Genomic DNA, 24073 nt, shown 5'->3' with positions numbered 1-24073 from the left:
TCATTAGCTTGATATTCAATAACTTCCCGAGGCCCGGACGTATCCAAAGATGGAACCACACGCTTCCCAGTCCCAGGCACATGACTCTACCGAATCCCGGCCCGGTAACGCCGTGTTCGAGTCCGGCGGGCTGACCATTGCCGGCGACTGGATCCTTTCGGGCTATCACTCGCTGTTGCAGCAGCTGGCCGCACTCCCCACAGGGGCCAGGTCTCCCAAGAGACTGGACCTTTCGGCTTTGGAGCACATCGACACGGCCGGGGCCTCGGTACTGGCATCCTTTCTCGGACCAGCAACCCTGGAGCAGCATGTTGCCGCGCAAGAGACCCTGGCGGAGGAAAAGGCGGCGCTGCTGCTGGCCGTAGCCCGATCCCTGGAAGACTGGCAGGAACCGGTACCGCCCAAGGTTTCACCGATTCGCCTGTTCCTGGGTCACACCGGCCAGCAAGTGGAAGCGCTCGGCCATCTGGTCTGGGTGTTGCTCGGGTTCATCGGCCAGACCCTTGCCACCATGGCCTGGGTGCTGCCGCGGCCGAAACGCTGGCGGATAACGCCGTTTGTCGCCGCCATCCAAGACACCGGCTTGAATGCCTTGCCTATCGTTGCCCTGCTGACCTTTCTCGTTGGTGCCGTCGTCGCCTTTCTCGGTGCCACGGTACTGGAGGATTTCGGTGCCACCATTTACACCGTCAACCTGGTGGCCTTCTCGTTCCTGCGGGAATTCGGTGTGCTGCTCGCCGCCATCCTGCTGGCAGGCCGCACTGCCAGTTCGTTCACCGCCCATATCGGCGCCATGAAGGTCAACGAGGAGCTGGATGCCATCCGCACCCTGGGGCTCAGCCCCATTGAACTGCTGGTGCTGCCCCGTGTCCTGGCCATGATGATCAGCCTTCCGATCCTGACCTTTGTCGGCATGATGGCCGGCATGGTGGGCGGTGCCCTGGTGTGCGTACTGTCACTGGATATCACCCTCACCCAGTTCCTGGCCATTGTTGAGCGGGACATCGCCCTGCGCCATTTCCTGGTGGGCATCTCCAAGGCACCTGTCTTTGCCTTCCTGATCGCCGTCATCGGCTGCCTGGAAGGTTTCAAGGTAGGCGGCAGCGCCCAATCGGTGGGCGAACACACCACCTCCAGCGTGGTGCAGTCCATCTTCATCGTAATACTGCTGGATGCCATTGCTGCGCTATTCTTTATGGAAATGGGGTGGTAAGCGATGGCGGCAGTAGAAGGCACCAGGCAGTCACAGCATGATGCGGAAGCGATTATCGAGGTCAGCAACCTCTGCAACCGTTTCGGGGAACCCGTTGTCCACGAGGATCTGGACCTGGATCTGTACCGGGGAGAAATCCTCGGCGTCGTGGGTGGTTCCGGGACCGGGAAATCGGTGCTGCTGCGCAGCATCATCGGTCTGCGCAAACCCACATCCGGTGACATCCGTGTCTTGGGCCAAACGCTGGACGCCCTATCTCCAAGGGCCCGTTCCAGAATGGAGCAGCGGTTTGGTGTCCTGTTTCAGGGAGGCGCGCTGTTTACCTCGCTGAACCTCCAGGAAAACATCGCCGTTCCGCTGATCGAACATGCCGGGCTCAAGCGCCCGGATGCCGAGCGGGTGGCACGCATGAAACTTGCCCTGACCGGACTGCCAACGGATGCAGCCCTCAAGTATCCAGCGGAACTGTCCGGTGGTATGGTCAAACGTGCGAGCCTGGCACGGGCGCTGGCCCTGGACCCGGAGATCCTGTTTCTGGATGAGCCCACGGCGGGTCTGGACCCGATTGGCGCGGCGGCTTTCGATGAGCTGATCGTAACCCTCCGCAATGCCCTGGGCCTGACGGTTTTCCTGGTCACACATGACCTGGACACCCTTTACTCCACCTGTGACCGGGTCGCCGTGTTATCACAAAAGCGGGTGCTGGTGGCAGACACCCTGGAAACCGTTGCCGCCAACCCGGATGAATGGATACAGGAATACTTCAATGGCCCACGAGGCCGGGCCGCGAGCTACGCCGCGGCTGATCGAACACCGAGGCAACAGGGAGAGAGCGTCTGATGGAGCCCCGGGCACACCATGTGATCATTGGTTTGTTCACTGTTCTGGCAGTCAGCGCCGCGCTTGTGTTCGCGCTCTGGCTGGGAAAGTCGTCAGCGGACCGCGAATGGGCCTATTACCAGATCGGCTTCGATCACCCGATCTCCGGCCTTTCCGAAGGCAATCCGGTGCTTTACAGCGGCGTACCGGTAGGCGAGGTGCTCGAGTTGACCCTGGACCCGGACAATCCGAGTCACGTTCGTGTGCTGGTCCGGGTCGACAAGGAAGTGCCCATTCGCAAGGATACCCACGCGGGCCTGATTCTCGCCAACATCACCGGCAGTATGAGTGTGCAGTTCCGGGGTGGTACCAAAGACAGCCCCGTACTCGAGGGAAGCCGCAGCAACCCGCCCCTGATCACGGCAGATCCTTCGGCCTTCAGCAGCCTGCTGACCAATGGCGAGGCACTGATCGAGAAAACCGAGATTCTGCTCACCAATGCCAACGAGCTATTCTCCGAGAAAAATCTGGAAAACATGGCCGGCATCCTGGATAACACCCGGATGGCAACCGATTCACTGCTGGCCCAGCGGGAAGAACTGTTGGGGCTGATGGAGCAGTTCAATGCCGCCGGTGTGCGGGCGGAAGAAGCCGCGATCAAGGTCTCCAGTGTGTCCGACAATGCCAATGCCATCCTGCTGGAAAAGGTCGCGCCGGTGCTCAACTCCATGGACCGGGCGCTATCCACGCTTCAGCCGCCTCTGGCCCGCCTCGATAATCTGACCCGGAACAACGAAGGTGCACTGGATGCCGGTCTGCAGGGACTGGGTGAGCTGACGCCGGCAATCCGGGAACTGCGCAGCGCCCTGCGCAACCTGAACCAGTTCGCTACGCGCCTGGAGGCCAACCCCGCAGGCACCCTGCTGGGTGGTTCCAACATCGAGGAAGTTGAGCAATGAGAAGTTGTTTTAGGGTTGTCATCCCGGTGATAGCGTCATTTGCCATGACGGCCTGTACCATCTTCCCGACCCCCGAGGCGCCCCGTGTCATGGATCTGGGCTCGGTGGACCCGGTTCAGCGCCTGGAAATCCGTCATGCCAGAACCCTGAGGGTGGACACTCCCCTGGCGTCCGAGCCTGTTAATGGAACCCGCATCCTGACCAAACCCACCCCCCATGAATTCCAGATGTATGGCAACGCCCGCTGGCGCGACAGCGCACCAATACTGGTTCGCGATTACCTGATCGACACCCTGCGCCAGAGCCGTGGTTTTGCCAATGTTGTGACCGATACCAGTGCCGCCAGCACGGACCTGACGCTGATCAGCGAGTTGTCTGCCTTCCAGGCGGAGAAATTCGAAGGGGAAACGCGGGTGGTGATTGAGCTGCACACAGAAGTGCTGGATAACCGGTCACGCCAGAGCCTGTGTGTGCGCGACAGCCGGCTGGCCCAGCCAGCGGCGAGCGGGGAACTGGATGAGGTAGTCGGGGTTTTCAGCACAACCGCCAATCAGCTCGCGGCGGAAACCTTGCTCTGGGTACACCGATGCCTGGAGGAAAACTGAACCCGAAGGCCGGCCATTCCGGTTATTCACTGCCCGGAAACAGATCCTTCCAGGCAGCTTTGAGGTAAAGGATCATGGACCACAGGGTCAGTACCGCGGCCACATACAGCAGCGCGATGGCCAAATAGGCCAGGGTCTCCCCCGGGGGGAATGCCAGCAAACCGACAATGGCCGCCATCTGAGCGGTTGTCTTGATCTTTCCGATGTAGGAAACCGCCACGCTCGCCCGACTGCCCATTTCCGCCATCCATTCCCGTAGCGCGGAAATCACGATTTCCCGGCCGATGATGACCGTGGCCGGAATAGTCAGCAGCGCAGCCGAGTGCTCTTCAATCAGCACCGCCAGGGCCACCGCCACCATAAGCTTGTCCGCAACGGGATCCAGGAAGGCGCCAAACGGCGTGCTCTGGTTGAGCTTGCGGGCCAGGTACCCATCCAGCCAGTCCGTCATCCCTGCCAGGGCGAAAATCAGGGCACTGACGATGTAGCTCCACTCCACCGGCAGGTAGAACACCACCACAAACACGGGGATCATCACGATGCGGGAGAGTGTGAGCAGGTTTGGCAGGTTCATGGGCTTCCTATTCGTCATGCAATACTGCGTAAATCGTTTCCGCCAGGGCCTTGCTGATGCCCTGCACCTTTGTCATCTCGTCGACGCTGGCCTTGCGGATCTCCTGGATGCCGCCAAAGTAGCGGATCAGTTCACGGCGGCGTTTCGGCCCCACGCCCTCGATTCCCTCAAGGGTCGACTGCCGGCGTTTCTTGTCCCGCCGCGCCCGGTGACCGGTAATGGCGAACCGGTGGGACTCGTCCCGGATATGCTGGATCAGGTGCAACGCGGGCGAATCCGCCGGTACCCGGAAAAGATCTCCGGTCATGGCATCAATCAGCTGCTCCATCCCCGCCCGACGGGTGACGCCCTTGGCGACACCGATCAGCGGGATATCCGAGATTCCGAGCTCATCGAAAACCTCCCTGGCGACATTCAACTGGCCCTTGCCGCCATCGATGAACACCAGGTCGGGACGCTTGCCCTCTCCCGCGACCATCCGCTTGTACCGTCTGGTAAGCACCTGGCGCATGGCGCCATAGTCGTCGCCGGCCGTCACGTTTTCAATGTTATATAGTCGATAGTCGCTCTTTAGCGGGCCATTCTCGTCGAAAACGACACAGGATGCGACCGTGTTTTCCCCGTGGCTATGGCTGATGTCGAAACATTCCATCCGCGACGGGGTTTCCGGTAGCTCCAGCAGGTCCCGCAGCGCCAGCAAACGGCGGTAAACAGTTTCTTTGCTGGCCAGGTGCGTCAGCAGGGTCTGCCGGGCATTGGTCATGGCCAGTTCCAGCCAGCGGCGCCGTTCTCCGCGCACATTACCACGGATCCGGGTTTCACGGTTAGCCGCCTCGGAGAGCGCCTGGGCCAGCAACTCCTGGCCCTCAACCTCGACCGGTACCAGGATATCCCGGGGAATCTCACGGCGGGTATTACCGCCGAAATAATACTGACCCAGGAAAGCGCTGAGCAATTCGCCTTCGGTCTGCTCGATCGAATACCGGGGGAAATAATCCTTGGTGCCCAACACCCGGCCGCCACGCACAATAATCACCACAATACAGACGATTCCCGCATCCTGGGCAATGGCTATGACATCCGCATCGCCCCCGGCACTGTCAACGGATTGCTGCTCCTGGACGTGGCGCAGGTGGTTGATCTGGTCACGGTAGGCGGCTGCCTTCTCGAACTCAAGATTCTTCGAGGCCGTTTCCATGGCATTCATCAGATCGTGGATGATGGCCGGGTTCTTGCCCTCCAGGAACATGGTGGCATGGCGGATATCTTCCTGGTATTCCTCGGGGGTGATAAAGCCCACACAAGGCGCCGTGCAGCGGTTGATCTGGTACTGCAGACAGGGCCTGGTTCGATTCCTGAAATAGCTTTCACTACAGGATCTTATACGGAATACCTTCTGCAAAATATTAAGACTTTCCTTGACCGCACCGGAGCTCGGGAAAGGCCCGAACCAGGTACCGCCGCCTTTCTTGGTCCGCCCCCTTCGAAAGGTAAGGGATGGATAGTCCTGATGGGAGGAAAGATAGATATAGGGATAGGACTTGTCGTCCCGCAGGAGGATGTTATAGGGCGGCCGCAGGGACTTGATCAGGTTCTGTTCCAGCAGCAGGGCTTCGGTCTCGCTGCCGGTAATGGTGACCTCGATAGAATCGATCCTGGCGACCAGGGCCTCGGTCTTGGGTGCCAGGCCGGTTTTGCGGAAATAGCTGCTGACCCGCTTTTTCAGATTGCGGGCCTTGCCGACGTACAGCACCTCCCCCGCCGCGTCATACATGCGGTAGACGCCGGGCCTTTCGGTCAACTGTTTCAGGAAGTTTTTGCTGTCGAACTCCCCGTTCTGCTCGGGCTTGGGGTCAGACCTTGTCGGCATCCAGTAATCCAAGCCGCACGGCCATCAGGGCCAGTTCCACGTCACTGGAGATTTCCAGCTTTTCAAAGATCCGGTAGCGGTAGCTGTTGACGGTCTTGGGGCTCAGGCACAGCTTGTCGGAGATGTCCTGGACCTTCTGGCAGTCCACCACCATCATCGCGATCTGCATTTCCCGCTCGGACAGCCGCTCGAACAGCGATAGCTCGCCATTCTCATCCTTATCTCCGGAGATCTGCTTGAGCGCCATCTTCTGGGCGATTTCAGGGCTGATATAACGCTGGCCGGAATGGGCCTGACGGATGGCGCGCACCATCTCCTGGATGTCAGCGCCCTTGGTGATGTAGGCACTGGCGCCGCTTTGCATCACACGGGTCGGATAGGGGTCATCGGCGCAGGCGGTCACCACGATCACGCGGATGGAATCATCGATTCGGAGAATCCGGCGGGTGGCTTCCAGCCCGCCGATACCGGGCATGCGGATATCCATGAGAACAATGTCAGGCCGTTGCTTGCGCACGAACTCAATGGCGTCTTCTCCGGACGATGCCTGACCCACCACATCAAGGTCGGGGTTGTCCGCCAGCATCCGGGTAATTCCGGAACGCACCAGTTCGTGGTCGTCGACAACCAATACGCTGATCAAGATTCCACCTCGCACACGGCTTCAGGAAATACAGCGGGATTCTACCCTACTCGGGCACGCCCAGTCCGGCACTATTTTCTACCGGATCGAACCAGACCACCAGATCGCCCCGCCGGACGGCTGCCATGACACGTTCTCTCTCGGAAAAAGGGTTTTCGGTGTCATTGAGGCCATGGTAGCGGGTGCAGTACTCCTCAACCAGCCCCTGAAGCTGGTCCTCGGTGAGTAGTTCCGTCTCCACCACGAATTTCTCTTCTCGCGGGTCCGGCTCTGGTTGCAGGGCTGCTTCGTCGGTCATTATCCCTCCTGTGAGTACGGGTATGTTAAGGATATAACGCTCCGGGTAGAAGCCCTGTAACAACAGCTCAGCTTCAAAATGCCGACCTGATTCACTATCATGCGTCGCTTTCAACGGTTTGGATGCTAATGAACCAGTCTGTCTTTCGCCTCACCTTGCCCATTCTGTTCGGTTACATTCCCCTTGGAATGGCCTTCGGCGTGCTGTTCTCGACCCAGCTGGACTACCCCTGGTGGGCAGCGCCACTGATGGGTGTGCTCATCTATGCCGGGGCCGGCCAGATTCTCGCGGTCAGCCTGCTTGCAGTCGGGGCAGGCATGGTCGAGGTGTTTGTCGCCATGTTCGTCCTGAACGCCCGGCACCTGTTCTACGGCCTGTCGCTGCTGGGCCAGTTCCGGGGTGCCGGCTGGCGCAAGGCCTACCTGATCTTCGGGCTGACAGACGAAACCTATTCCCTGCTTACCAGCCGCCCCCGCGGCCCCGACCGCCATCATGAGCAGGAGCTGGACTTCCGCATTACCGGATTCAACCAGTGTTACTGGGTGATTGGATGTGCCATCGGCGCCCTGCTGGGCGACAACGTGGCTTTCGACAGCACCGGCATAGAATTCGCCCTGGTCGCCCTGTTTATCGTGCTCACTATCGAGCAATACAAGGCCCTGAAAGACGGTTTCCCGATCTGGACCGGTGCCGCTGCGGCCGGTATCGCCATGCTGTTATTGTCTCCGTCACATCAGCTCATCGGCGCTATTGTCATCGTGACTGCCATGCTGCTGGTGCACTACCGTCGTCTGAGGGACACCGGTGCAACCGAGGGCACAAACCATGGCTGACATGTCCTACCTGCTTTCATTCATTGCCGTCGCGGCCATCGCCACCTTTGCCACCCGTGTGATTCCGTTCGTGTTTTTCGAACGGCACACCGAACACCCGCTGATCAAGCATCTTGGCCGCTACCTGCCGGCTGCGGTCATGGCCTTGCTGGCAACGGTTTTCCTCACCCGCTCAGGCAACTGGAATGCCGCCCTCCCCGGCCTGGATGCAGTTCTTCCCGGATTGCTGGTGGTGGCCATTCACCTCTGGCGGCGTAATGCCCTGCTTTCCATTGCCGCCGGCACCGCCGCTTACATGACCATCCAGCAAACCGGCTTTCTCTCGGGATTCTGAGCTTTTTGCCTTTCACTTGCGTACAGCTACAGTGAAGGAAAGCCCTTAATCCAACTGACAGAGAGAGCTCCATGGTTACGCTCAACATCAACGGCGAGCAACACGAACTGGACGTCCCGGACAACATGCCGCTGATCTGGGCCATCAGGGATGTGGTCGGCATGAAAGGCACCAAGTTCGGCTGCGGTGTGTCCCAGTGTGGTGCCTGTACCGTGCACCTGAACGGCACGGCCATCCGTTCCTGTGTGACACCGGTGTCTGCCGCTAAAGGCGAGATCACAACCATCGAAGCCATGGCCGACGATCTGGTGGGCAGCAAGGTCCAGCAGGCCTGGCTGGACCTCGGTGTCGCCCAGTGTGGCTACTGCCAGGGTGGCCAGATCATGAACGCCACCGCCCTTCTGAAGAAAACGCCCAACCCGGATACCAGCGAGATCGTCGATGCCATGGCAGGTAACCTGTGCCGCTGCGGTACCTACAACCGGATTCTCGCTGCCATTGAGCGGGCGGCCGGCAAGGAGGACCAGGCATGAACAGATCCAACGACAAACTCCTGCTGGCGAATGTGAGCCGTCGCCGCTTTCTCATGGGACTGGCCGGTGGCTCGGCCCTCGTGCTGGCCGCGCGCTGGGATATGCCCCTGGCCAATGAAAAGGCCCAGTTCGGCGCCGGCGCCATGCCTGGCGGCTGGGTGGATGATCCTAACGTCTTCATTCATATTGATTCCGACGGGACGGTCACCGTCGTCAATAACCGGGCCGAAATGGGCCAGGGTATCCGTACCAGCATGGTGTTACTGGCCGCCGATGAACTGGGTGCAGACTGGGACCGGGTGAAGGTCCGTCAGGCGGAGGCCAACCAGGAAAAATACGGCAACCAGAATACCGACGGTTCCCGCAGTATGCGCCACTGGTACGATCCCATGCGTCGTGCCGCGGCCGCCGCCCGGCTGATGCTGGAACAGGCCGCCGCCAACCAGTGGTCGGTGCCCTTGCACGAGGTACAAACGGACATTCACAAGATCATTCATACGCCGTCCGGCCGGGAACTGGGCTTTGGCGAGCTTGCGGAAGCCGCCCGTGAACTGGAAGTACCAGGCCGCAACGACCTGGTACTGAAAACCGATGACGAACTGCGTTATATCGGCCGCGAATCCGGCTACATCAACGGCAGGCTGGAGTCCGCCTACCCCAAGGCCATTGACGGCGAAGACATCGTTACCGGCAAGGCGATCTTCGGTGCCGATGTCGAGGTGGAAAACCCACTATATGCGGTCATTGCCCGCCCTCCGGTTTATGGCGGCAAAGTCAAAAGCTACGATGACTCGGAAACCCTGAAAGTGCCGGGCGTGGAGAAAACCCTCGAAATCCAGGGTACCGGACAACCGGCCGGTTTCAGTCCGCTCGGTGGTGTGGCGGTGGTCGCCACCAATACCTGGGCAGCCATCGAGGGCCGCAAGAAGCTGAAGATCCAATGGGACAACGGCCCCGCCGGAGACAACGCCAGCTACACCTCCGAGTCCTATCGCCAGACGCTCGAGGAACGTGCCCAATCGCCCGGCCGGGTTATCCGGGGCCGCGGCGACGTCGAAGGCGCCCTGAAGCAGGCAAGCAAGAGGGTCTCTGCGACCTACTACATGCCCCATCTGGCCCAATCCCCCATGGAACCGATGGTGGCGACCGTCCTGGTGAAAAACGGCGAGGCGGAAGTCTGGGCCCCTGTCCAGAATCCCCGTGCCACCCGCGACACCGTCGCTGGTCAACTGGGTCTGGATCGGGAAAAGGTAAGGGTCAATGTCACCCTGCTCGGCGGTGGTTTCGGCCGCAAATCCAAGCCGGATTATGCCGCGGAAGCCGCTCGCGTGGCTCAGGCCTTTGAGGGGCGACCCGTGCGACTGCAATGGACACGGGAAGACGATATTCACCACGCCTATTTCCACGCGGTGTCAGTGGATCATCTCGAAGCGGGGCTCGACAGTGACGGAAAGGCCCTGGCATGGCGCCATCGCACCCTGTCTCCCAGCATCGGCTCCCTGTTCGCCCCGGACCCGAAACACAAGGGCGAATTCGAACTCGGCATGGGTTTTAACACCATGCCATTCAGTATTCCCGCCATCCGGCTGGAGAACCCGCCGGCACCGGCCCATGTGAGAATCGGCTGGTTCCGTTCGGTGTACAACCTTCCCCATGCCTGGGCCATCCAGAGTTTTGCCCACGAGGTCTCGGTCGCCGCAGGCAGGGACCACCGGGATTACGTACTCGAACTGCTTGGCCCGGGGCGGGAAATCCATAACCTGACGGTGGGTGATGGCTGGAACTACGGTGAAGACCCGGAGATGTATCCCATTGATACCGGACGCATGCGTGCCGTGGTCGAGAAAGCCACAGAGGCTGCCGGCTGGGGTAAGGAGCTACCGGAAGGCCGCGGCATGGGACTGGCCTTCCATCACAGCTTCGTATCCTATACGGCCATCGTGTTTGATGTGGAAGTCGATGACACGGGCAACGTGATCATCCACCGGGCCGACATCGCCTTTGACTGCGGCCGGCAGGCCAATCCGGAGCGGATCCGTTCCCAGCTCGAAGGTGCCTGCGTGATGGGCATCGGCATCGCCCTGATGAGCGAAGTCACCTTCAGGGATGGTGTTGCCCAACAGGACAACTTCGATACGTACCTGTTGCCCCGGATGCCCGACGCACCCAGGGAAATCCATATCCACCTGATGGACCGCCAGGACGAACCCATGGGTGGGGTTGGTGAGCCCGGCCTGCCCCCGGTGGCCCCGGCGCTGTGCAACGCCATCCATGCCGCCACTGGCAAGCGGATTCGCCGGCTGCCCGTGGGCGATCAGCTGAAGGCCTGAACCAATGACGGGGGTCTGTCACAGGCCCTCGTCGGTCTCTACCCGGTTACGGCCGCCATTCTTGGCGGCATACATGGCCCGGTCTGCCCGCTGGATAATGGACTTGCGCTTATCTTCCGGGCGCCAGCTGGCGACACCGATACTGGCAGTAATGGCGGATTCCACTCCAGGCACTGCCACCTCGGCCACTGCCTGTCGAACCCGTTCGGCCAAGGCCACCCCATCGGCGCGCCCCGCGCCTGTCGCCAGAATGACAAACTCCTCACCACCCCAGCGCCCGAGATGATCCTCCTGGCGCAGCACATCGGTGACCTTCCGCGCAACTTCCCGCAGCACCTCGTCACCGGCCGCGTGGCCCCAGGAGTCATTGATGTTTTTGAAATGATCGACATCCAGCAGCAGCACTGAAAACGGCAAGCCATGGCGCCTTGCTTTCGCCAGCTCCCGGTCCAGTTCATATTCGGTCCGGTAACGGTTCCAGAGACCGGTCAGGGAGTCATGGCTCGCAGCATGACTGAGTTGCTCGTTGGCCTGCGCCAACGCAGCCTGCTCGGCCTTGAGCAACTCGTTCAGCCGGGTAATTTCGCTGATTGATGCCAGCAGCGCCATGTCCTCTGCCAGATCCACCGCGGCGAGACGCTCCACACGTTTCCAGGGTTCGCTGCTGCTTTCCACGGCTTCCAGCCAGGAACCGAAGGCCTTGCGGAAGGTTTCCTCCTCCCCCGGTGCGCTGGTCAGAATATCCACCTCCGGACGGCCCTCCCAATATATGCCTCGACCGTGTTCTCCCCGGAAGACCATAAACCAGCTGGTGACCCGCTCCCCCGGTAGCGGAACCGCCAGCAGGCCACAGGCAGCACCGAGTTCCAGCCCCCTGGCCAGCGGCTCCTCTTTCAGCCTGGCCGACACCCAGGGAGATCGACCCTGTTGTTCGGCGTTCAGCCTGGCGACCAGTTGTTCGAGCGAAGCAGTGGGAGGGACCTCTCCGAGCGCGGCAATATCACCGCTGTTGGCATAGGCCATGCCACTGGCGCGGAACAATGCCAGCCAGTCGGGGGCGTATTTCTCAAGCATCCTGGCCGGAGAAAGCCCGACTGTGATATCAGCTGCCAGAAAATCCCTGGACTTGTGAACGCGCTGTAAGAACTGGGCCTCCATCCGGGATTTCAGCAGGAACAGGCGCTGGGTGGCCATCAGAACCAGGGTGCGTGCCGCGTCCCTCAGGGTCGGCGCAAGGGGAACCGGCTTTTCCGACGTGCAGGTAACCAGGCCCCAGAGGCCCGAGGGACCGACAATCGCGATAGAGAGCAGCGCCTGGGCCCTGAAATAATTCAGGTACGCGGTCTGCCTCCGGGACGGTGCCCGGAGTACCGTCCCGCTGGCATCGACGTCCGCCAGTTGTTCACGGTTCATCTTGCCGGAAACCAGCACCGGCACCAGGCCGGCCTCGAGGTCCGGAATACTCCGCACCTGGTGCCGGGTCATTTTTGAACGTTGCGCCGGAGGATACGCGGATGCGGAAAAACGCTGACCCCGCAAGGGTGAAACGCCCTTGCGCTTGCTCTCGGCCAGAAAGACGCCATGGCCCTGTTCGTCAAAGTGCGCCACCACCACCCGGTCAAACCGGACCAGGTCACGAACGCCGTCCACCAGGATATCCATCAGATCGTCGGGATTACGGGCATTGGCCAGCTTGCCAAGCCAGCGGTTGACCCTTCCGGTCATCCGTCTTGTTCCAAGGCCCGTTATGGGTTCGATTTCGACCACCACCCAGGCTCCGGAACGAAAAGCATTCACCTGGAGGCGGATCTGGCGGCCTTTGTTCTCCTTACGAATGGAAACCGGCCCGCTGAGCACATCGTCCTCTGCCAGTTCTCGGCGAATGCGGGCCAGCACCCGGGCGCCGAAAACTCCCTCCGGGGACTGGTCAAGCAGGGTTTCGGCCGGTACCTGCAGGAAGTACTCCGCATTGGCGCTGCACTGGACTATACGGTCCAGCGTTCTGCTCAATACCAACAGGCAGCCGCAGGGCTGGATCCTGAGAGAACTCCGCTGAAAACCGTTGGGTCCGGGCATCTTGTTGGTGAAATCCTTGGGAAAACCTCAAGGAAATTATACACTGCCGCCTCGAATTACCCCTGCACTATTTGCCATGGCCCCGCAATGAACCTGATCGACATCTTTCTCCAGACACTGGAAACCACCTTGCCGGTATTTGCCATGGTCTTTATCGGGCTCGGGCTGCGGCGGATCGGCTGGATCGATGCCCCCTTCATCAATACCGCCTCTGCCCTGGTATTCAAGGCGACACTGCCGACGCTGGTATTCCTGAGCATCATCCGCGCCGACCTGAGTACCGCCCTGAATCCGGAACTGCTGCTGTTTTACCTGCTAGCCACCCTTGGCGGGTTCGGTCTGACCTGGCTGTGGGCGGCCTGGCGGGTGCGAAGAGAGGATCGCGGGGTCTACGTGCAAGGGGCTTTCCGGGGCAACTGCGGGATTGTCGGCCTGGCGCTGGCGGCCAACCTGTATGGTGATTTCGGGTTATCCGCCGGCGGTATCCTGCTCGGCCTGGTGATCATCTCTTACAACGCACTGTCGGTGGTGGTGCTGATCGCCTACCAACCCGGCCAGTCCGCCAGCTGGCGCAAGATCATCCATGACATTATCCGTAACCCTCTGATTATCGCCGTTGTGGTGGCTATCCCCTTTGCCTGGCTGAATATCGGATTACCCACCTGGGTCATGACTAGCGCCGACTATTTTGCGTCCCTGACCCTTCCGCTGGCCCTGTTGTGCATTGGCGCCACCGTGTCCCTGAGCTCCATTCGCAGCGACAGCAAGACCGCTTTCGGCTCCAGCGCCATGAAAATGATCGTGTTGCCGGCCCTGTGCACCGCTGCGGGCTGGCTGGCCGGTTTCCGGGGGCCGGAGCTGGGACTGATGTTCCTGTTCTTCGCCAGTCCGACCGCCGCCGCCAGTTTCGTGATGGTCAAGGCGCTCGGTGGCAATGACCGCCTGGCGGCCAATATCATTGCCCTGACCACCCTGATGGCCAGCGTTACAGTTACCGCTGGCGTCTTCCTGTTACGCAGTTACGGCATCATCTGAGAGCCGACCGCACGAACCGTCTCGAAACCGCGCTGACAACCACCGAGGTAACCGCCGCCAAACAGGTTGTAGTGGTTCAGATAGTGGTACAGGTTGTAGATGTCCCTCTTGCGGGGATAATCCGGGGATCGGGCGTACATCCGGTCGTAGGCCTCGTAGAACGCCTCGCCGAAGCCGCCGAACATTTCGGTCATTGCCAGATCTGCCTCCCGGTCACCGCAATATACTGCCGGATCAATAAGCCAGGGGGTGTTCCGATCAAACAGAGCGTTGCCGCTCCAGAGGTCGCCGTGCAAAAGGCTCGGATGCTCGCAGGTATCGTCGAGCCACCGTGCCAGAGACTCGCCGTGGCGCTCGAGTACCGCCTCGAACTCAACACGAATCTCCGGATTTTGGATTCGACTCACCTGATAGCCCAGGCGGTCTGAAACGAAGAACTCCCCCCAGGAGTCCGACCAGCCATTGGGCTGGGGCGACAGTCCGATGTAGTTGTCCCGTCCCCAGCCGTAGCGATCCTGTTTCAGCCGGTGCATCAGCGCCAGCCCCTCTCCCAGCATGGCAAGGGTTTCGGCAGTGGCGGGTTCGGACTCGATGCCGGTGATCTCCAGCACACTATTATCGACCCGCACCACCTCCGGAATCCGCACATCCGTGACACCCGCCTGCACCAGTGCTGAACGAAGGCTCTCCAGCCCCTCCGCCTCGCAAATCAGTGCATCGGAAAATCCGGTGTTATTATGTTTGGTGAACATGGCTTTACCCTTCCTTGAATCGTTTCCGGCCGGGGCGTTAGATTGGTCTCAGGCTAACATGTAACGGAGTCGCGCGACTGCTATGGACAAGAAACGCTGGAAAATGCTGATCTCAGGCAAGGTGCAGGGTGTCTACTACCGGGCCTCCACCGAAAAGGAAGCCAATCGGCTGGGGCTGTTCGGCTATGCCAGGAACCTGCCGGACGGACGCGTCGAGGTGATTGCCGAAGGCAGTCCGGAAGAGCTCCAGCAATTGCACCAGTGGTGCCAGGAAGGTCCCCCTGCGGCCAAGGTCACTGATATCGAGGTTGAGGAGCAGCGGGCGAATGGGGAGTTCTCGAATTTCGGGGTACGCTACTGACATTTCAGCGATGCTGTTGTCGCAAGGCCTGGTTCAGGGTTTTCTGCCACGCTTCAACATCAACCTCGCAGCTGCTGAGGACCTCAAAGTCCCGGTTCTCCAGGACCTCATCAAGCGGCCGCCCGACGGACTGGATGACCCGATCACGTTCTTCCAGCATGGCTGCAATATGAAACCGGTAGAGCCGGACAAAGTGGGTTATCCAGATGTTTACCGGCCAGCTTGGTGACGCATGGTCGATTTCAAACTCGCCAAGACGGGGGATGATCTGGTCGGAGGGATGCCACTTCTCGTCGGTCACCCAGCGATTGGTGGTAAACAGTCCGGTCGGGAAGCCCCAGGCATCCATGGAGATGGCAATCAGGTGCATGGTGCGATCTTCGCCCTTCTCCCCGTCCGGCAGCCTCAGGAACGTATGGAAATGGCCGTGTTCGGGGTTGTCCTGCCGGTGGGCGTGGTAATAGTACTGGCTGCGGGTGTCCCGGTCGAAGACATCACCCTTGGGGTAATGCTCCATCTCGTAGAAGGTGCCCTGGCCCTTCAAAACCTCACCCACAACATTCAGGCCGCCTTTCTCAAGCACGCGATAGCACTCCCGGACCCGGCTGGCCGAATCCAGGAGGCTTTCGAGCTCTTCGTCCGCCAGGGCCGAGAGGTCAGGCTGAAAATCCATCAGAGGCCCATGAGTTCCCGAACAGCACCTTCCCGGCTCGTTTTCAGACCGGCAGCCCGCCCTTCCTCAATGGCAATCTCCGCAGGCACACCCATCTGGAACCGGTACAGGGCCCACATCGCCCCTACCCGGTTACTGCTGGCACAGTGCACCAGAATCGGATAGTTCGCCGGCGAAGATGCGATCTTCGAGAATGCCTCCACCTGAGCCCGGGTTGGCGCGCTGGTTGAAACGCCAAGCCCATAGAAATTCAGGCCGGCGGCATGTGCCTCCGCCTTTTCCTCCGCCACACCTTCCTCTTCGGTGAGCAGACTGACCACGGTATTGAAGCCCTGGGCCTTCAGTTCTGCCATTGCGCCTTTCTCCACATGGCCGCCAGCGGCAATAAACGGCGATGGCCTGTTGTAGTTTTTGACCACGGAAGGCATTTCACTGCCGAAAGGCGCCTCTGTCCGGTCACTTTCAATTGCGTAAGGAAGCGCCCGGTCAGGATTTTGCGCGGTCGATCTGGGAACGGCTGCGGGCATTGGCTGGGCTGTGCCACTACCCGAGCCGGAGTTTGCCGCACAGGGGTTTGCTGATGGATTGGCTGCGGCGCAGGGGTTGGCCGCCGCGCAGGGGTTCGCCCCACTCTGGCTGGCTGCCGCGCACGGATTCGCGGCCGCACAGGGATTGGCACTCGACGACTGACTGCTTGTCTGACCCTGTGTTGCGGCCGGGTTCTGCGAATCGGAGCACCCGGCAACACCCATGCCCAAGGCGATGGTAATGGCTACAGGTAATGCGGCACGTTTGAAACGGTAACTGGTCATGACTGTGCTCCTTCAGTTCTGTTTGTTGTCCGCCGGATAAAGATCGGAGGCCTGGTAGGGCCCGCCCAGCTTTTGCTCGAGTCTGCTACCCAACTTGAAACCACCCCAGGCCATTGCCGCCAGCACGAGAATAATGAGCCATTCGGGAATGCCGGTAAGATCCATCAGAGTCTGCCCCTGTGGACCGGGAGTGGCCAGATAGAGGTCCTCCAGCGGGCCGAACCAGGCGGCAAACAAGGCGGTGCCCAGTAGCATTCCGACCATGAACACGATAGCGTCAATACGACCGCCGGCGAGTCCGGCAACCGACGTTCCCGGGCAATAGCCACCAATAGCGAATCCTGCGCCAATCAACAATCCGCCGACCGCCATAGCGACATAGAACGGCGTGGGTACGTAGTAGCTGCCGGCCCCCATCAAACCGAACTGTTTCGACAGCCACAGCAGCACGGCCGCCACAATAACCGCGGTAAACATCACCTTGAACACGGACCAGTCTTCAAGCCGGAACTGCCCGGTGAGTTTCCGGGGGCTGCCAAACCCTGCATTTTCGAGTACAAAGCCGAACAGGAAGCCGGCCAGCAAACCGGACGCAACACCGAAATCATAGAGGGGCCAGATCATTGCCAGTACCTCCGTACAATGAAGCTGAACAGGAAACCCGCCGCGAAGAAGCAGATCAGGAACACAAAGCCCCCAACCGCCAATGCAGCGCCGCCGGAAAGACCGAGGCCACTGGTGCAGCCGCGTGCCAGACGGGCACCGAGACCGGTCAGGATACCACCGATCAGAGCCAGCACGAGCCGGCTACCGACTCCGGATGAGGGCCCCCGTTCCACCTGTGGTCTGAACCTTCGACCGGAGAGCGCACCGACAAGTGCACCAATGAACGCTCCGATCACCTCCCAGGTGATCCAGGCCTGCAGTGGCTCACCACGGACATAATCGCCCAGGTACCGGTTGGCCGCCGTCAGCTCCGGTGCCAGCCACTGACTAACTTCCGCGGTAAACCGGGTAAAGAAACCACTGGCGCCCAAGCCGTGACCGGTCAGGACAAAGGTGAGAAATAACGCCAACCCCAGGGCAATGCCTGCCCAGAGGGGTGACCAGAAGGGGCGTGGAGACATATCCGACTCCTTTTCGTTCAGTAGGTTATACCTGTTTTATATATGGTTATTCCCGACTATCAAACCCGCAAGGGTGGATACCGCTCAAGAAGTGATACTCATCAAGTTTAGACCTGGAATACGCCCAATAAAAAACCCCGCCATTTCTGACGGGGTTTTGTATTGGCGGAGAGGGAGGATTATTCGGCCCTGCGGGCCTCACCCCTTCGGGGCCGTCGTCGCGTTGCTCCGACGTTCCTCAGGCTGCTTCGCCGCCTTCGGTCGAACCTGCGAAGGTTCTTCTTACCCTACCAATCGGCCAATAAAAAACCCCAGCGATGCTGGGGTTCTGTATTGGCGGAGAGGGAGGGATTCGAACCCTCGATACGCTATTAACGTATACACACTTTCCAGGCGTGCGCCTTCAGCCACTCGGCCACCTCTCCAATAAACTGTTTCAAATCAGCGGTGTTGCCGCTCATTTGAGGGCGCAAACTTTAATGGTTTTTCGGGCCCTTGGCAACACCCTATCCGGAAATCACCGAAAAAATTTCACGTTGGCCTGGTTTCAGGTTAACGGTTGAACAAGTTGAGTAGTATCGTTAGAGGAACGCCTCGTACAATACTGCCCTCTCAGAACAAGGAGAATAACAATGCTGATGAAAGCAGGCCAATCTGTCCTGATCCTGATTGATCTCCAGGAAAAGCTGATGCCCGCGATCAGCTTCGGCGAGGAAGTGGCTGACCGGTGCACGACGCTCGCAACCATTGCAGGGCTCCTCGGGGTTCCTGTGCTCGGTACAGAGCAACTGCCGGACAAGCTCGGCCCCAATATCGAATCGGTGCGGGAACTGTGCGATTCGGTTCTCGACAAGACCCATTTCGATGCCTGCCCGGATGGCCTCATCGATCAGCTACCGGAAGGTCGGCAGCATATTGTCATTGGTGGCTGTGAGACCCATGTCTGTATGATGCAGACCGCCCTGAGCCTCCTGGATGCCGGCTACAAGGTGTGGGTGGTGGCAGATGCCACCGGCTCGAGAAATGATTTTGACCGGGATGTGGCCCTGGATCGACTGAACGAGAGTGGCGCCAGGATTGTCACTCTGGAAATGGTTGCCTTTGAATGGATGCGCGATTGCCGGCACCCCCGTTTCCGGGATATCCAGGCGCTCATCAAGTAATCGGCCTGGCGCGGTCATCCAGCGCGCATCCGCTGGCGTATTCCCGGCACTTCAGCAATCAGAGGTTTGTCATGCTCAATATGGATTTCAGTGAAAAGGTGGTGATCCGTACCGCAGAGATGGACTGGGTGCCCAGCCCTGCCGGCGGTGTCATGCGGAAGCCACTGGCCCGGGAAGAAGCCGAACGGGGTCACGCAACCAGCGTGGTCCGCTATGAGCCTGGAGCATCGTTCAAGCGCCACGAACACCCGCTGGGAGAGGAAATCCTGGTACTCGAAGGCGTCTTCTCCGACGAGACCGGCGACTACCCGGCCGGCACCTATCTGCGCAACCCGCCCGGCAGCGGCCACGCGCCCTTCAGCAAGGAGGGATGTACCCTGCTGGTCAAGCTGCACCAGTTTGACGAGAGAGACACGGAGACCGTCCGGGTGGATACGCGCACGGCTGAGTGGTTACCGGGCATTGGCGGGCTTCAAGTGATGCCCCTGCATGACTTTGAACACGAACACGTGGCACTGGTGAAATGGCCCGCCAACGAAGTATTCCAGCCCCACCGGCACTTTGGCGGCGAAGAAATCTTTGTGCTCTCTGGTGAGTTCTGCGATGAGCATGGCCGCTATCCTGCCGGCACCTGGATCCGCAGCCCGCATATGAGCCAGCATCACCCGTTTGTGGAGCAGGAAACTGTTATCTGGGTCAAGACCGGCCACCTTCCCCTGGCAGCACGGTAGAAAGAAAAAAGGCCCCGAAGGGCCAAGAGAGTGCGCATCAGGATGACATTGCTGAGGACTGCCAACCGACGCTGCTGAAGAGGTCGTTGCTTGCGCCATCGTCCGCGGGCGTATAGCGGAAATCGTTTTCCCCGGCCGGCAGGGCGAACACGTGGTAAGCCTCCGGTCCGAACGGGTCCAGTGCGGTACCGAGATAGTCGAAACGGTCCGGCACCGGCTCACCGGACAGGGCCACCCGGAACTGACGCTCGACTGTCGGTGTGCCAACATTCAGCGGCTGTTCCACCCAGAGGTACACGGCCTTGTGCGGGACGATGTATTCGCAGCGCACTACCCGGTAGCCCTCTTTCAGGTTCAGGGTTGTCGGCTCTTTTCCGGCTTCAACGCGGAATTTGTGAATCGTTTTCATGGCTGCATCCTCCGAGTTGCCACTTCACGATTCCCATGTTCCTCCGATCCCAACTTCGAGAAAATAAGCTTTTTTGATCCTTTAACATCGAACTTTTCGATGCATCAATTCTCCAGGTCTGTTCCAAGCGCGCTGAAATTGACAGGGTCCATACAGATTGCCCGCACGCCCTCGTGGGCCAGCTTACGGCCACGGGTGATGGCAAACAATTCATCCTGCACTTCTTCAATACAGGCGATGTGCTCCACCTCGTACTGCCGGCAGACTTCTCGCCGTATCACCGTGGGCGCGGCAAAGACGCCATAACCCTGACGTCCGAAAACCTTGATCAGGGCACTGTCATCAACCCGGGCCACCAGCTTCATTCGCACACCCTGCAGTGACAGCCAGTTCATCAGGCGCTCGAAATACGGCGCATCTGTGGCATTGGCCAGCAGAGGCTGGCCATTCAGGGAATCGGGGAATCCTTCCCGCAGGTTGGCAGCCAGCGCCGGGGCGGCAAACAGGCTAATACTGGAGCCGGCAACCGGGTGCACCGTGAAGGGACCGTGCTCATCCAGCCCCGGCATCCGGTCCGCCAGAACCACATCCAGCTCTTTTCGCTTGAGGCTCAGTACCAGATCCTCGGTCCTTCCGGTCCGGCATTCCAGCTGCACCGGTCGTTTGAGCGCCATGGCCGGCTGCAACAGGTAATAGGCAATAAGCTTGTGGATCGAGGCGGAGATACCTGCGGCCAGCGTCAGGGGACGATCGGCGGGGGCAAGTTGCAGTGTGTCGGTCAGCTCCCCGGTAAGGGCGAAAATGTCGTCGGCATAGCCGAGGATCATCCGTCCGAGGTCGGTCAACGCCAGTTTCCGCCGTTCGCGGAGGAAAAGCCTTCCTCCGACGGCCGACTCAAAGGTGGCCAGCTGACCGCTCAGGGTTTGCGGCGCCAGATCGAGCAGCTCACTGGCCCGGGCGATCGAGCCTTCCCGACTGATCACCCAGAAATAATACAGATGCCGGAGGTTGAGCTGTTCCATGGATTCGGACCTCCTGTGGCAATCACGCCGGTCGGGGAATAATGGTCTGGGTGAGGATGTGATAGACCTCTTTCGGGTCCATGCCATCAAAATCAATCTGCATCTGCGCCTCCTGTCTGCAGCTTCTGGGTTGCCCTGGAGCGTGCAAGCCAAAGCATCACGAGAATGCCCTGAAGTACCAGGAAAGGTACGGAGACCATAACCAGACCGGACCACCCGACCCAGGCAAAAACCGCTCCCGCAGACAGCGACGCGGTCGCCTGGGAGCCGAACACAAGGATGTCATTGAGCCCCTGCACCCGGAAACGCTCGGAATCCTGGTAGCCCTGTGGCAACAAGGCAGTTCCACCCACAAACAGAAAATTCCAGCCCATGCCCAGCAACAGGAGCGCCCACAGGTAGTGGTGGAAGCTGATGCCGGCTGCCGCAAGCAGCACGCATGCGAGATAGGCCAGCAGCCCGCCGACCATCATCAGCGGAATGCCCACTACCCGGGTCAGCCAGCCGCTGATCAGGGATGGCAGGTACATGGCCATGATGTGGAGCTGGATGACCGTCTTGGCATCGTCGAGGCTGTGACCGGCCATTTCGGTCATGCTGAGCGGGGTCGCGGTCATGATGAAGGCCATCACCGCATAACCGATGGCCGCAGCACCGATCGCTGCCAGTACCAGGGGATTGACCAGGATTTCCCGCAGTGGCCGGCCGCCGCCAACATGGTCCTCCCGGACCAGCTCGCCCTTCGAGCGATAGCCGGCGAAAAGTGTCACCAGGGCCACGGCCTGCACCGCCAGCAGCCCAAGCCAGCTATCCATGAACGGATGAGTCTCATCCGGACCGGCTCCGAGCGTGGCAATTTCTGGCCCCAACCAGGCTGCACCGAGCCCGCCCAGAAGCACCCTGGCTGCGGCCGAGGCTGCAAGCTCCGGACGCACCGACTCCATCGCGGCAAACCGGTACTGATGCACCACCGCAAGGCCACTACCACCCACGACGGCGGCCACACAAAGCAGCGGGAAAGATCCCTGCCAGGAAGCCAGCGCACCCAGACCGCCGGCCAGGATGCCCATGATGGCCCCCAGCAGCATGACCGGTTTGCGCCCTACCCGCTCCATCAACCAGGTGGCCAGTTTGACCGAAAGCACCGTCCCGACCACAACAAGCCCCACGGGAAGCGTGGCCCACTCAGCAGACGGTGCCAGGGCCCGGCCCTGGATGCTGCCGATGACGATGATGAACGGTGCGGTACACATGGCCAGCGCTTGCGCAGCCACCAGCACCCAGACATTCAGAGGCATGGATTACTTTTTCCTGTAGGCGGTGCCGCTGGGGCACTCAATGGGTTCGTACAGGCTGGGCATGTCGCCCGCCAGCTCGGAGGACCCGGCGATCAGGTAGCCGCCGGGATTGAGGGAAGCATGAAACCGGGCCAATATGGCCTTTCTCTTCTCTGCCGAGTAGTAAACCAGGGCGTTCTGGCAGATCACCACGTCGAACTTGCCCGGCAAAGTGCGTTGAAGCAGGTTCAGCTCACGGAACTCGACCAGGGAACGGATATCGGGGCTGACTTGCCAGCCACCCTTCTCGATGGACTGGAAAAAACGCTCCTTGCGCCGGGAAGTAATTTCCGTGTCTTCAGGACCGAGTTCGTAGTGAGCCCGCCGGGCCACCTCCAGGGCGCTACGGGAGGTATCCGTCGACAAAACCCTGGCCTCGGCCAGGTTGCCGGGGTTCCGCTCCTTGAACTCGCTTGCGGCCATGGCCAGGGAGTATGACTCCTGGCCGGTGGAACAGGCCGCTGACCAGATCGCCACCCTCTTGCCCGGGGTACGCCCGGCGATGTCGGGTAACACCTGGTCGCACAGCATTGAAAACACCGACGCGTCGCCGAACCACCGGCTTTCGCTCATGGTGATCGCATCAATGACAGCTTCCTTCAGGCCGGACCGCCCCGGTCTGTCCAGACCTTCCAGTAGATCCTCGATGGAGATCAACTGATGATTATCCAGTACCGGCCGCAGGCGTCGCCGGGCCAGCTCCTGAGCGCTGTCCCTCAGCAGGATCCCGCAGGCATCCCGAAGATAGGCCTGCAATGCCTGATAGTCGCTTGTCTTTATCGTTTCCATTGACTCATTATTATATTCGCGTAATTAACGTGGCATTTTACCACCTTCGGCTGGCCGTTGTGTGGGATCAATCTGCTAACATCCTGCTTCGCCCAGCTGGTCCCGCTGATTTACCCGGTCGGAACTTTGCCTACAACATCGAGAGTGTCCCGGATATGACTCAATACATGCCTTTTTCCCGCCAACTGGTTTCCCCGCTGCTGGCCGCCCTGGCTGCTTTTTGCCTGGTCTCCGCACCGGCACAGGCCCAATCGGGAGACGAGGATGCGACAATGCCCGAAGTCCGGTTTGAAACAAGCCAGGGTGACTTCGTGCTCGAACTTCGCCCCGATGTGGCTCCCGAAACCGTAGAGAACTTCCTTCAATACGCCCGGGACGGATTCTATGAGGGTACGGTGTTTCACCGTGTCATCCCCGGCTTCATGGTCCAGGGCGGCGGATTTACCGCGGACCTGTCACGCAAACCAACCCGGGATCCGATCGTCAACGAAGCCAGCAAGGACCTGCCGAACCAGCGGGGCACCATCGCCATGGCCCGCACCAACAATCCGGATTCGGCCACTTCCCAGTTTTTCATCAACGTGGTCGACAATGACTCTCTCAATGCCGGCGTCCGTGGCGCAGGCTACGCCGTGTTTGGTGAGGTTACCGAAGGCATGGATGTGGTTGACGCCATCGCCGGTGTCGAAACCGGCTACGCCCGTGGCATGAGAGACGTACCGGTCGAACCGGTTATCATCGAGACGGTTTCGGTGGTCAGCAACGACGAGTAGAA

28 protein-coding genes and 1 tRNA gene are annotated in these 24073 nt (G+C 60.2%); 13 read left to right on the top strand and 16 right to left on the bottom strand.

Annotated features, from left to right (window positions below; all coding sequences use genetic code 11):
• The first annotated feature begins 49 nt into the window (after nucleotides 1-49).
• The 4 genes from ACESMW_RS02740 to ACESMW_RS02725 are packed head-to-tail and all read left to right on the top strand — an operon-like array spanning nucleotide 50 to nucleotide 3596.
• Nucleotides 50-1213, top strand: coding sequence for an ABC transporter permease (locus ACESMW_RS02740; protein ID WP_372985551.1), 1164 nt, complete (start codon nucleotides 50-52; stop codon nucleotides 1211-1213).
• A 3-nt stretch (nucleotides 1214-1216) separates the two neighbouring features.
• Nucleotides 1217-2053, top strand: coding sequence for an ABC transporter ATP-binding protein (locus tag ACESMW_RS02735; protein WP_372985550.1), 837 nt, complete (start codon nucleotides 1217-1219; stop codon nucleotides 2051-2053).
• Nucleotides 2053-2991, top strand: coding sequence for an MlaD family protein (locus tag ACESMW_RS02730; protein WP_372985549.1), 939 nt, complete (start codon nucleotides 2053-2055; stop codon nucleotides 2989-2991). The genes ACESMW_RS02735 and ACESMW_RS02730 overlap by 1 nt, the downstream gene beginning before the upstream one ends.
• Nucleotides 2988-3596 (top strand): ABC-type transport auxiliary lipoprotein family protein, encoded by a 609-nt coding sequence (locus ACESMW_RS02725; protein ID WP_372985548.1) that lies wholly within the window; start codon nucleotides 2988-2990, stop codon nucleotides 3594-3596. Before ACESMW_RS02730 ends, ACESMW_RS02725 begins: the two co-directional genes overlap by 4 nt.
• A 22-nt stretch (nucleotides 3597-3618) precedes the next feature.
• Here ACESMW_RS02725 and pgsA read toward each other — a convergent pair whose 3' ends face one another.
• From pgsA to ACESMW_RS02705, 4 genes are read right to left on the bottom strand one after another with little or no spacing between them, the layout of a single operon-like run.
• A complete protein-coding gene (pgsA, locus tag ACESMW_RS02720) occupies nucleotides 3619-4170 on the bottom strand; it encodes a CDP-diacylglycerol--glycerol-3-phosphate 3-phosphatidyltransferase (protein ID WP_372985547.1) in 552 nt (183 codons plus the stop codon).
• Nucleotides 4171-4177: 7 nt separating this feature from the next.
• Nucleotides 4178-6040, bottom strand: coding sequence for an excinuclease ABC subunit UvrC (uvrC, locus tag ACESMW_RS02715; RefSeq protein WP_372985546.1), 1863 nt, complete (start codon nucleotides 6038-6040; stop codon nucleotides 4178-4180).
• Entirely contained in the window at nucleotides 6024-6683 is a 660-nt protein-coding gene (gene uvrY, locus ACESMW_RS02710) for a UvrY/SirA/GacA family response regulator transcription factor (RefSeq protein ID WP_372985545.1), read from the bottom strand. Before uvrY ends, uvrC begins: the two co-directional genes overlap by 17 nt.
• A 46-nt stretch (nucleotides 6684-6729) precedes the next feature.
• Entirely contained in the window at nucleotides 6730-6981 is a 252-nt protein-coding gene (locus tag ACESMW_RS02705; RefSeq protein WP_372985544.1) for a hypothetical protein, read from the bottom strand.
• Nucleotides 6982-7109: 128 nt separating this feature from the next.
• Here ACESMW_RS02705 and ACESMW_RS02700 point away from each other — a divergent pair, with 128 nt between their 5' ends.
• The 4 genes from ACESMW_RS02700 to ACESMW_RS02685 all read left to right on the top strand — a co-directional run bounded on the left by ACESMW_RS02700 (nucleotide 7110) and on the right by ACESMW_RS02685 (nucleotide 11011).
• Nucleotides 7110-7814: an AzlC family ABC transporter permease gene (locus ACESMW_RS02700; protein WP_372985543.1), complete on the top strand. Its 705-nt coding sequence runs from the start codon at nucleotides 7110-7112 to the stop codon at nucleotides 7812-7814.
• Nucleotides 7807-8148, top strand: coding sequence for a branched-chain amino acid transporter permease (locus ACESMW_RS02695; RefSeq protein ID WP_372985542.1), 342 nt, complete (start codon nucleotides 7807-7809; stop codon nucleotides 8146-8148). The genes ACESMW_RS02700 and ACESMW_RS02695 overlap by 8 nt, the downstream gene beginning before the upstream one ends.
• A 71-nt stretch (nucleotides 8149-8219) precedes the next feature.
• Nucleotides 8220-8681, top strand: a complete 462-nt coding sequence (locus ACESMW_RS02690) for a (2Fe-2S)-binding protein (RefSeq protein ID WP_372985541.1) — start codon at nucleotides 8220-8222, stop codon at nucleotides 8679-8681.
• Nucleotides 8678-11011, top strand: a complete 2334-nt coding sequence (locus ACESMW_RS02685) for a xanthine dehydrogenase family protein molybdopterin-binding subunit (RefSeq protein ID WP_372985540.1) — start codon at nucleotides 8678-8680, stop codon at nucleotides 11009-11011. Before ACESMW_RS02690 ends, ACESMW_RS02685 begins: the two co-directional genes overlap by 4 nt.
• 18 nt (nucleotides 11012-11029) lie before the next feature.
• On the opposite strand, the gene ACESMW_RS02680 is transcribed toward ACESMW_RS02685, so the two are convergent.
• Complete coding sequence (locus tag ACESMW_RS02680) at nucleotides 11030-13087, bottom strand: diguanylate cyclase (RefSeq protein WP_372985539.1); 2058 nt, start codon at nucleotides 13085-13087, stop codon at nucleotides 11030-11032.
• Nucleotides 13088-13174: 87 nt separating this feature from the next.
• Here ACESMW_RS02680 and ACESMW_RS02675 point away from each other — a divergent pair, with 87 nt between their 5' ends.
• Nucleotides 13175-14122 (top strand): AEC family transporter, encoded by a 948-nt coding sequence (locus ACESMW_RS02675; RefSeq protein WP_372985538.1) that lies wholly within the window; start codon nucleotides 13175-13177, stop codon nucleotides 14120-14122.
• Here ACESMW_RS02675 and ACESMW_RS02670 read toward each other — a convergent pair.
• Nucleotides 14107-14874, bottom strand: coding sequence for a fructosamine kinase family protein (locus ACESMW_RS02670; RefSeq protein ID WP_372985537.1), 768 nt, complete (start codon nucleotides 14872-14874; stop codon nucleotides 14107-14109). The two genes, ACESMW_RS02675 and ACESMW_RS02670, sit on opposite strands and share 16 nt — an antisense overlap.
• An 82-nt stretch (nucleotides 14875-14956) precedes the next feature.
• On the opposite strand from ACESMW_RS02670, the gene ACESMW_RS02665 reads away from it, so the two are divergent.
• Nucleotides 14957-15235, top strand: a complete 279-nt coding sequence (locus ACESMW_RS02665; protein ID WP_372985536.1) for an acylphosphatase — start codon at nucleotides 14957-14959, stop codon at nucleotides 15233-15235.
• Between the two features lie 4 nt (nucleotides 15236-15239).
• On the opposite strand, the gene ACESMW_RS02660 is transcribed toward ACESMW_RS02665, so the two are convergent.
• The 6 genes from ACESMW_RS02660 to ACESMW_RS02635 all read right to left on the bottom strand — a co-directional run bounded on the left by ACESMW_RS02660 (nucleotide 15240) and on the right by ACESMW_RS02635 (nucleotide 18272).
• A complete protein-coding gene (locus ACESMW_RS02660) occupies nucleotides 15240-15908 on the bottom strand; it encodes a DUF6969 family protein (RefSeq protein ID WP_372985535.1) in 669 nt (222 codons plus the stop codon).
• Nucleotides 15908-16336 (bottom strand): fused DSP-PTPase phosphatase/NAD kinase-like protein, encoded by a 429-nt coding sequence (locus ACESMW_RS02655; protein ID WP_372985534.1) that lies wholly within the window; start codon nucleotides 16334-16336, stop codon nucleotides 15908-15910. Before ACESMW_RS02655 ends, ACESMW_RS02660 begins: the two co-directional genes overlap by 1 nt.
• Nucleotides 16337-16451: 115 nt before the next feature.
• Nucleotides 16452-16646, bottom strand: coding sequence for a hypothetical protein (locus ACESMW_RS02650; protein ID WP_372985533.1), 195 nt, complete (start codon nucleotides 16644-16646; stop codon nucleotides 16452-16454).
• An 86-nt stretch (nucleotides 16647-16732) separates the two neighbouring features.
• The gene (locus ACESMW_RS02645; RefSeq protein ID WP_372985532.1) at nucleotides 16733-17344 is read right to left on the bottom strand and encodes a DUF6691 family protein; all 612 of its coding nucleotides are present in this window, start codon (nucleotides 17342-17344) and stop codon (nucleotides 16733-16735) included.
• Complete coding sequence (locus tag ACESMW_RS02640) at nucleotides 17341-17847, bottom strand: YeeE/YedE thiosulfate transporter family protein (RefSeq protein WP_372985531.1); 507 nt, start codon at nucleotides 17845-17847, stop codon at nucleotides 17341-17343. Before ACESMW_RS02640 ends, ACESMW_RS02645 begins: the two co-directional genes overlap by 4 nt.
• A 334-nt stretch (nucleotides 17848-18181) precedes the next feature.
• Nucleotides 18182-18272 (bottom strand) — tRNA-Ser (locus ACESMW_RS02635).
• A 207-nt stretch (nucleotides 18273-18479) separates the two neighbouring features.
• Between ACESMW_RS02635 and ACESMW_RS02630 the strand changes: the two genes are divergently transcribed.
• Together ACESMW_RS02630 and ACESMW_RS02625 are read left to right on the top strand one after the other, a co-directional pair.
• Complete coding sequence (locus ACESMW_RS02630; RefSeq protein WP_372985530.1) at nucleotides 18480-19010, top strand: isochorismatase family protein; 531 nt, start codon at nucleotides 18480-18482, stop codon at nucleotides 19008-19010.
• Between the two features lie 71 nt (nucleotides 19011-19081).
• A complete protein-coding gene (locus ACESMW_RS02625; protein WP_372985529.1) occupies nucleotides 19082-19741 on the top strand; it encodes a cupin domain-containing protein in 660 nt (219 codons plus the stop codon).
• Nucleotides 19742-19778: 37 nt separating this feature from the next.
• Here ACESMW_RS02625 and ACESMW_RS02620 read toward each other — a convergent pair whose 3' ends face one another.
• The 4 genes from ACESMW_RS02620 to ACESMW_RS02605 form a co-directional block, all read right to left on the bottom strand.
• Nucleotides 19779-20150, bottom strand: coding sequence for a hypothetical protein (locus tag ACESMW_RS02620; RefSeq protein WP_372985528.1), 372 nt, complete (start codon nucleotides 20148-20150; stop codon nucleotides 19779-19781).
• Nucleotides 20151-20254: 104 nt separating this feature from the next.
• Nucleotides 20255-21172, bottom strand: coding sequence for a LysR family transcriptional regulator (locus tag ACESMW_RS02615; RefSeq protein WP_372985527.1), 918 nt, complete (start codon nucleotides 21170-21172; stop codon nucleotides 20255-20257).
• Nucleotides 21173-21264: 92 nt separating this feature from the next.
• Nucleotides 21265-22470: an MFS transporter gene (locus tag ACESMW_RS02610; protein WP_372985526.1), complete on the bottom strand. Its 1206-nt coding sequence runs from the start codon at nucleotides 22468-22470 to the stop codon at nucleotides 21265-21267.
• Nucleotides 22471-22473: 3 nt separating this feature from the next.
• Nucleotides 22474-23298, bottom strand: coding sequence for a CheR family methyltransferase (locus ACESMW_RS02605; RefSeq protein ID WP_372985525.1), 825 nt, complete (start codon nucleotides 23296-23298; stop codon nucleotides 22474-22476).
• 167 nt (nucleotides 23299-23465) lie between these two features.
• On the opposite strand from ACESMW_RS02605, the gene ACESMW_RS02600 reads away from it, so the two are divergent.
• Nucleotides 23466-24071, top strand: coding sequence for a peptidylprolyl isomerase (locus ACESMW_RS02600; RefSeq protein WP_372985524.1), 606 nt, complete (start codon nucleotides 23466-23468; stop codon nucleotides 24069-24071).
• Nucleotides 24072-24073 lie beyond the last annotated feature (2 nt).

The organism is Marinobacter sp. (assembly GCF_041690455.1).
Lineage (GTDB): Bacteria > Pseudomonadota > Gammaproteobacteria > Pseudomonadales > Oleiphilaceae > Marinobacter.
Note: the sequence above shows the minus strand (reverse complement) of the source record. Positions and strands in the feature narration are given on the sequence as shown.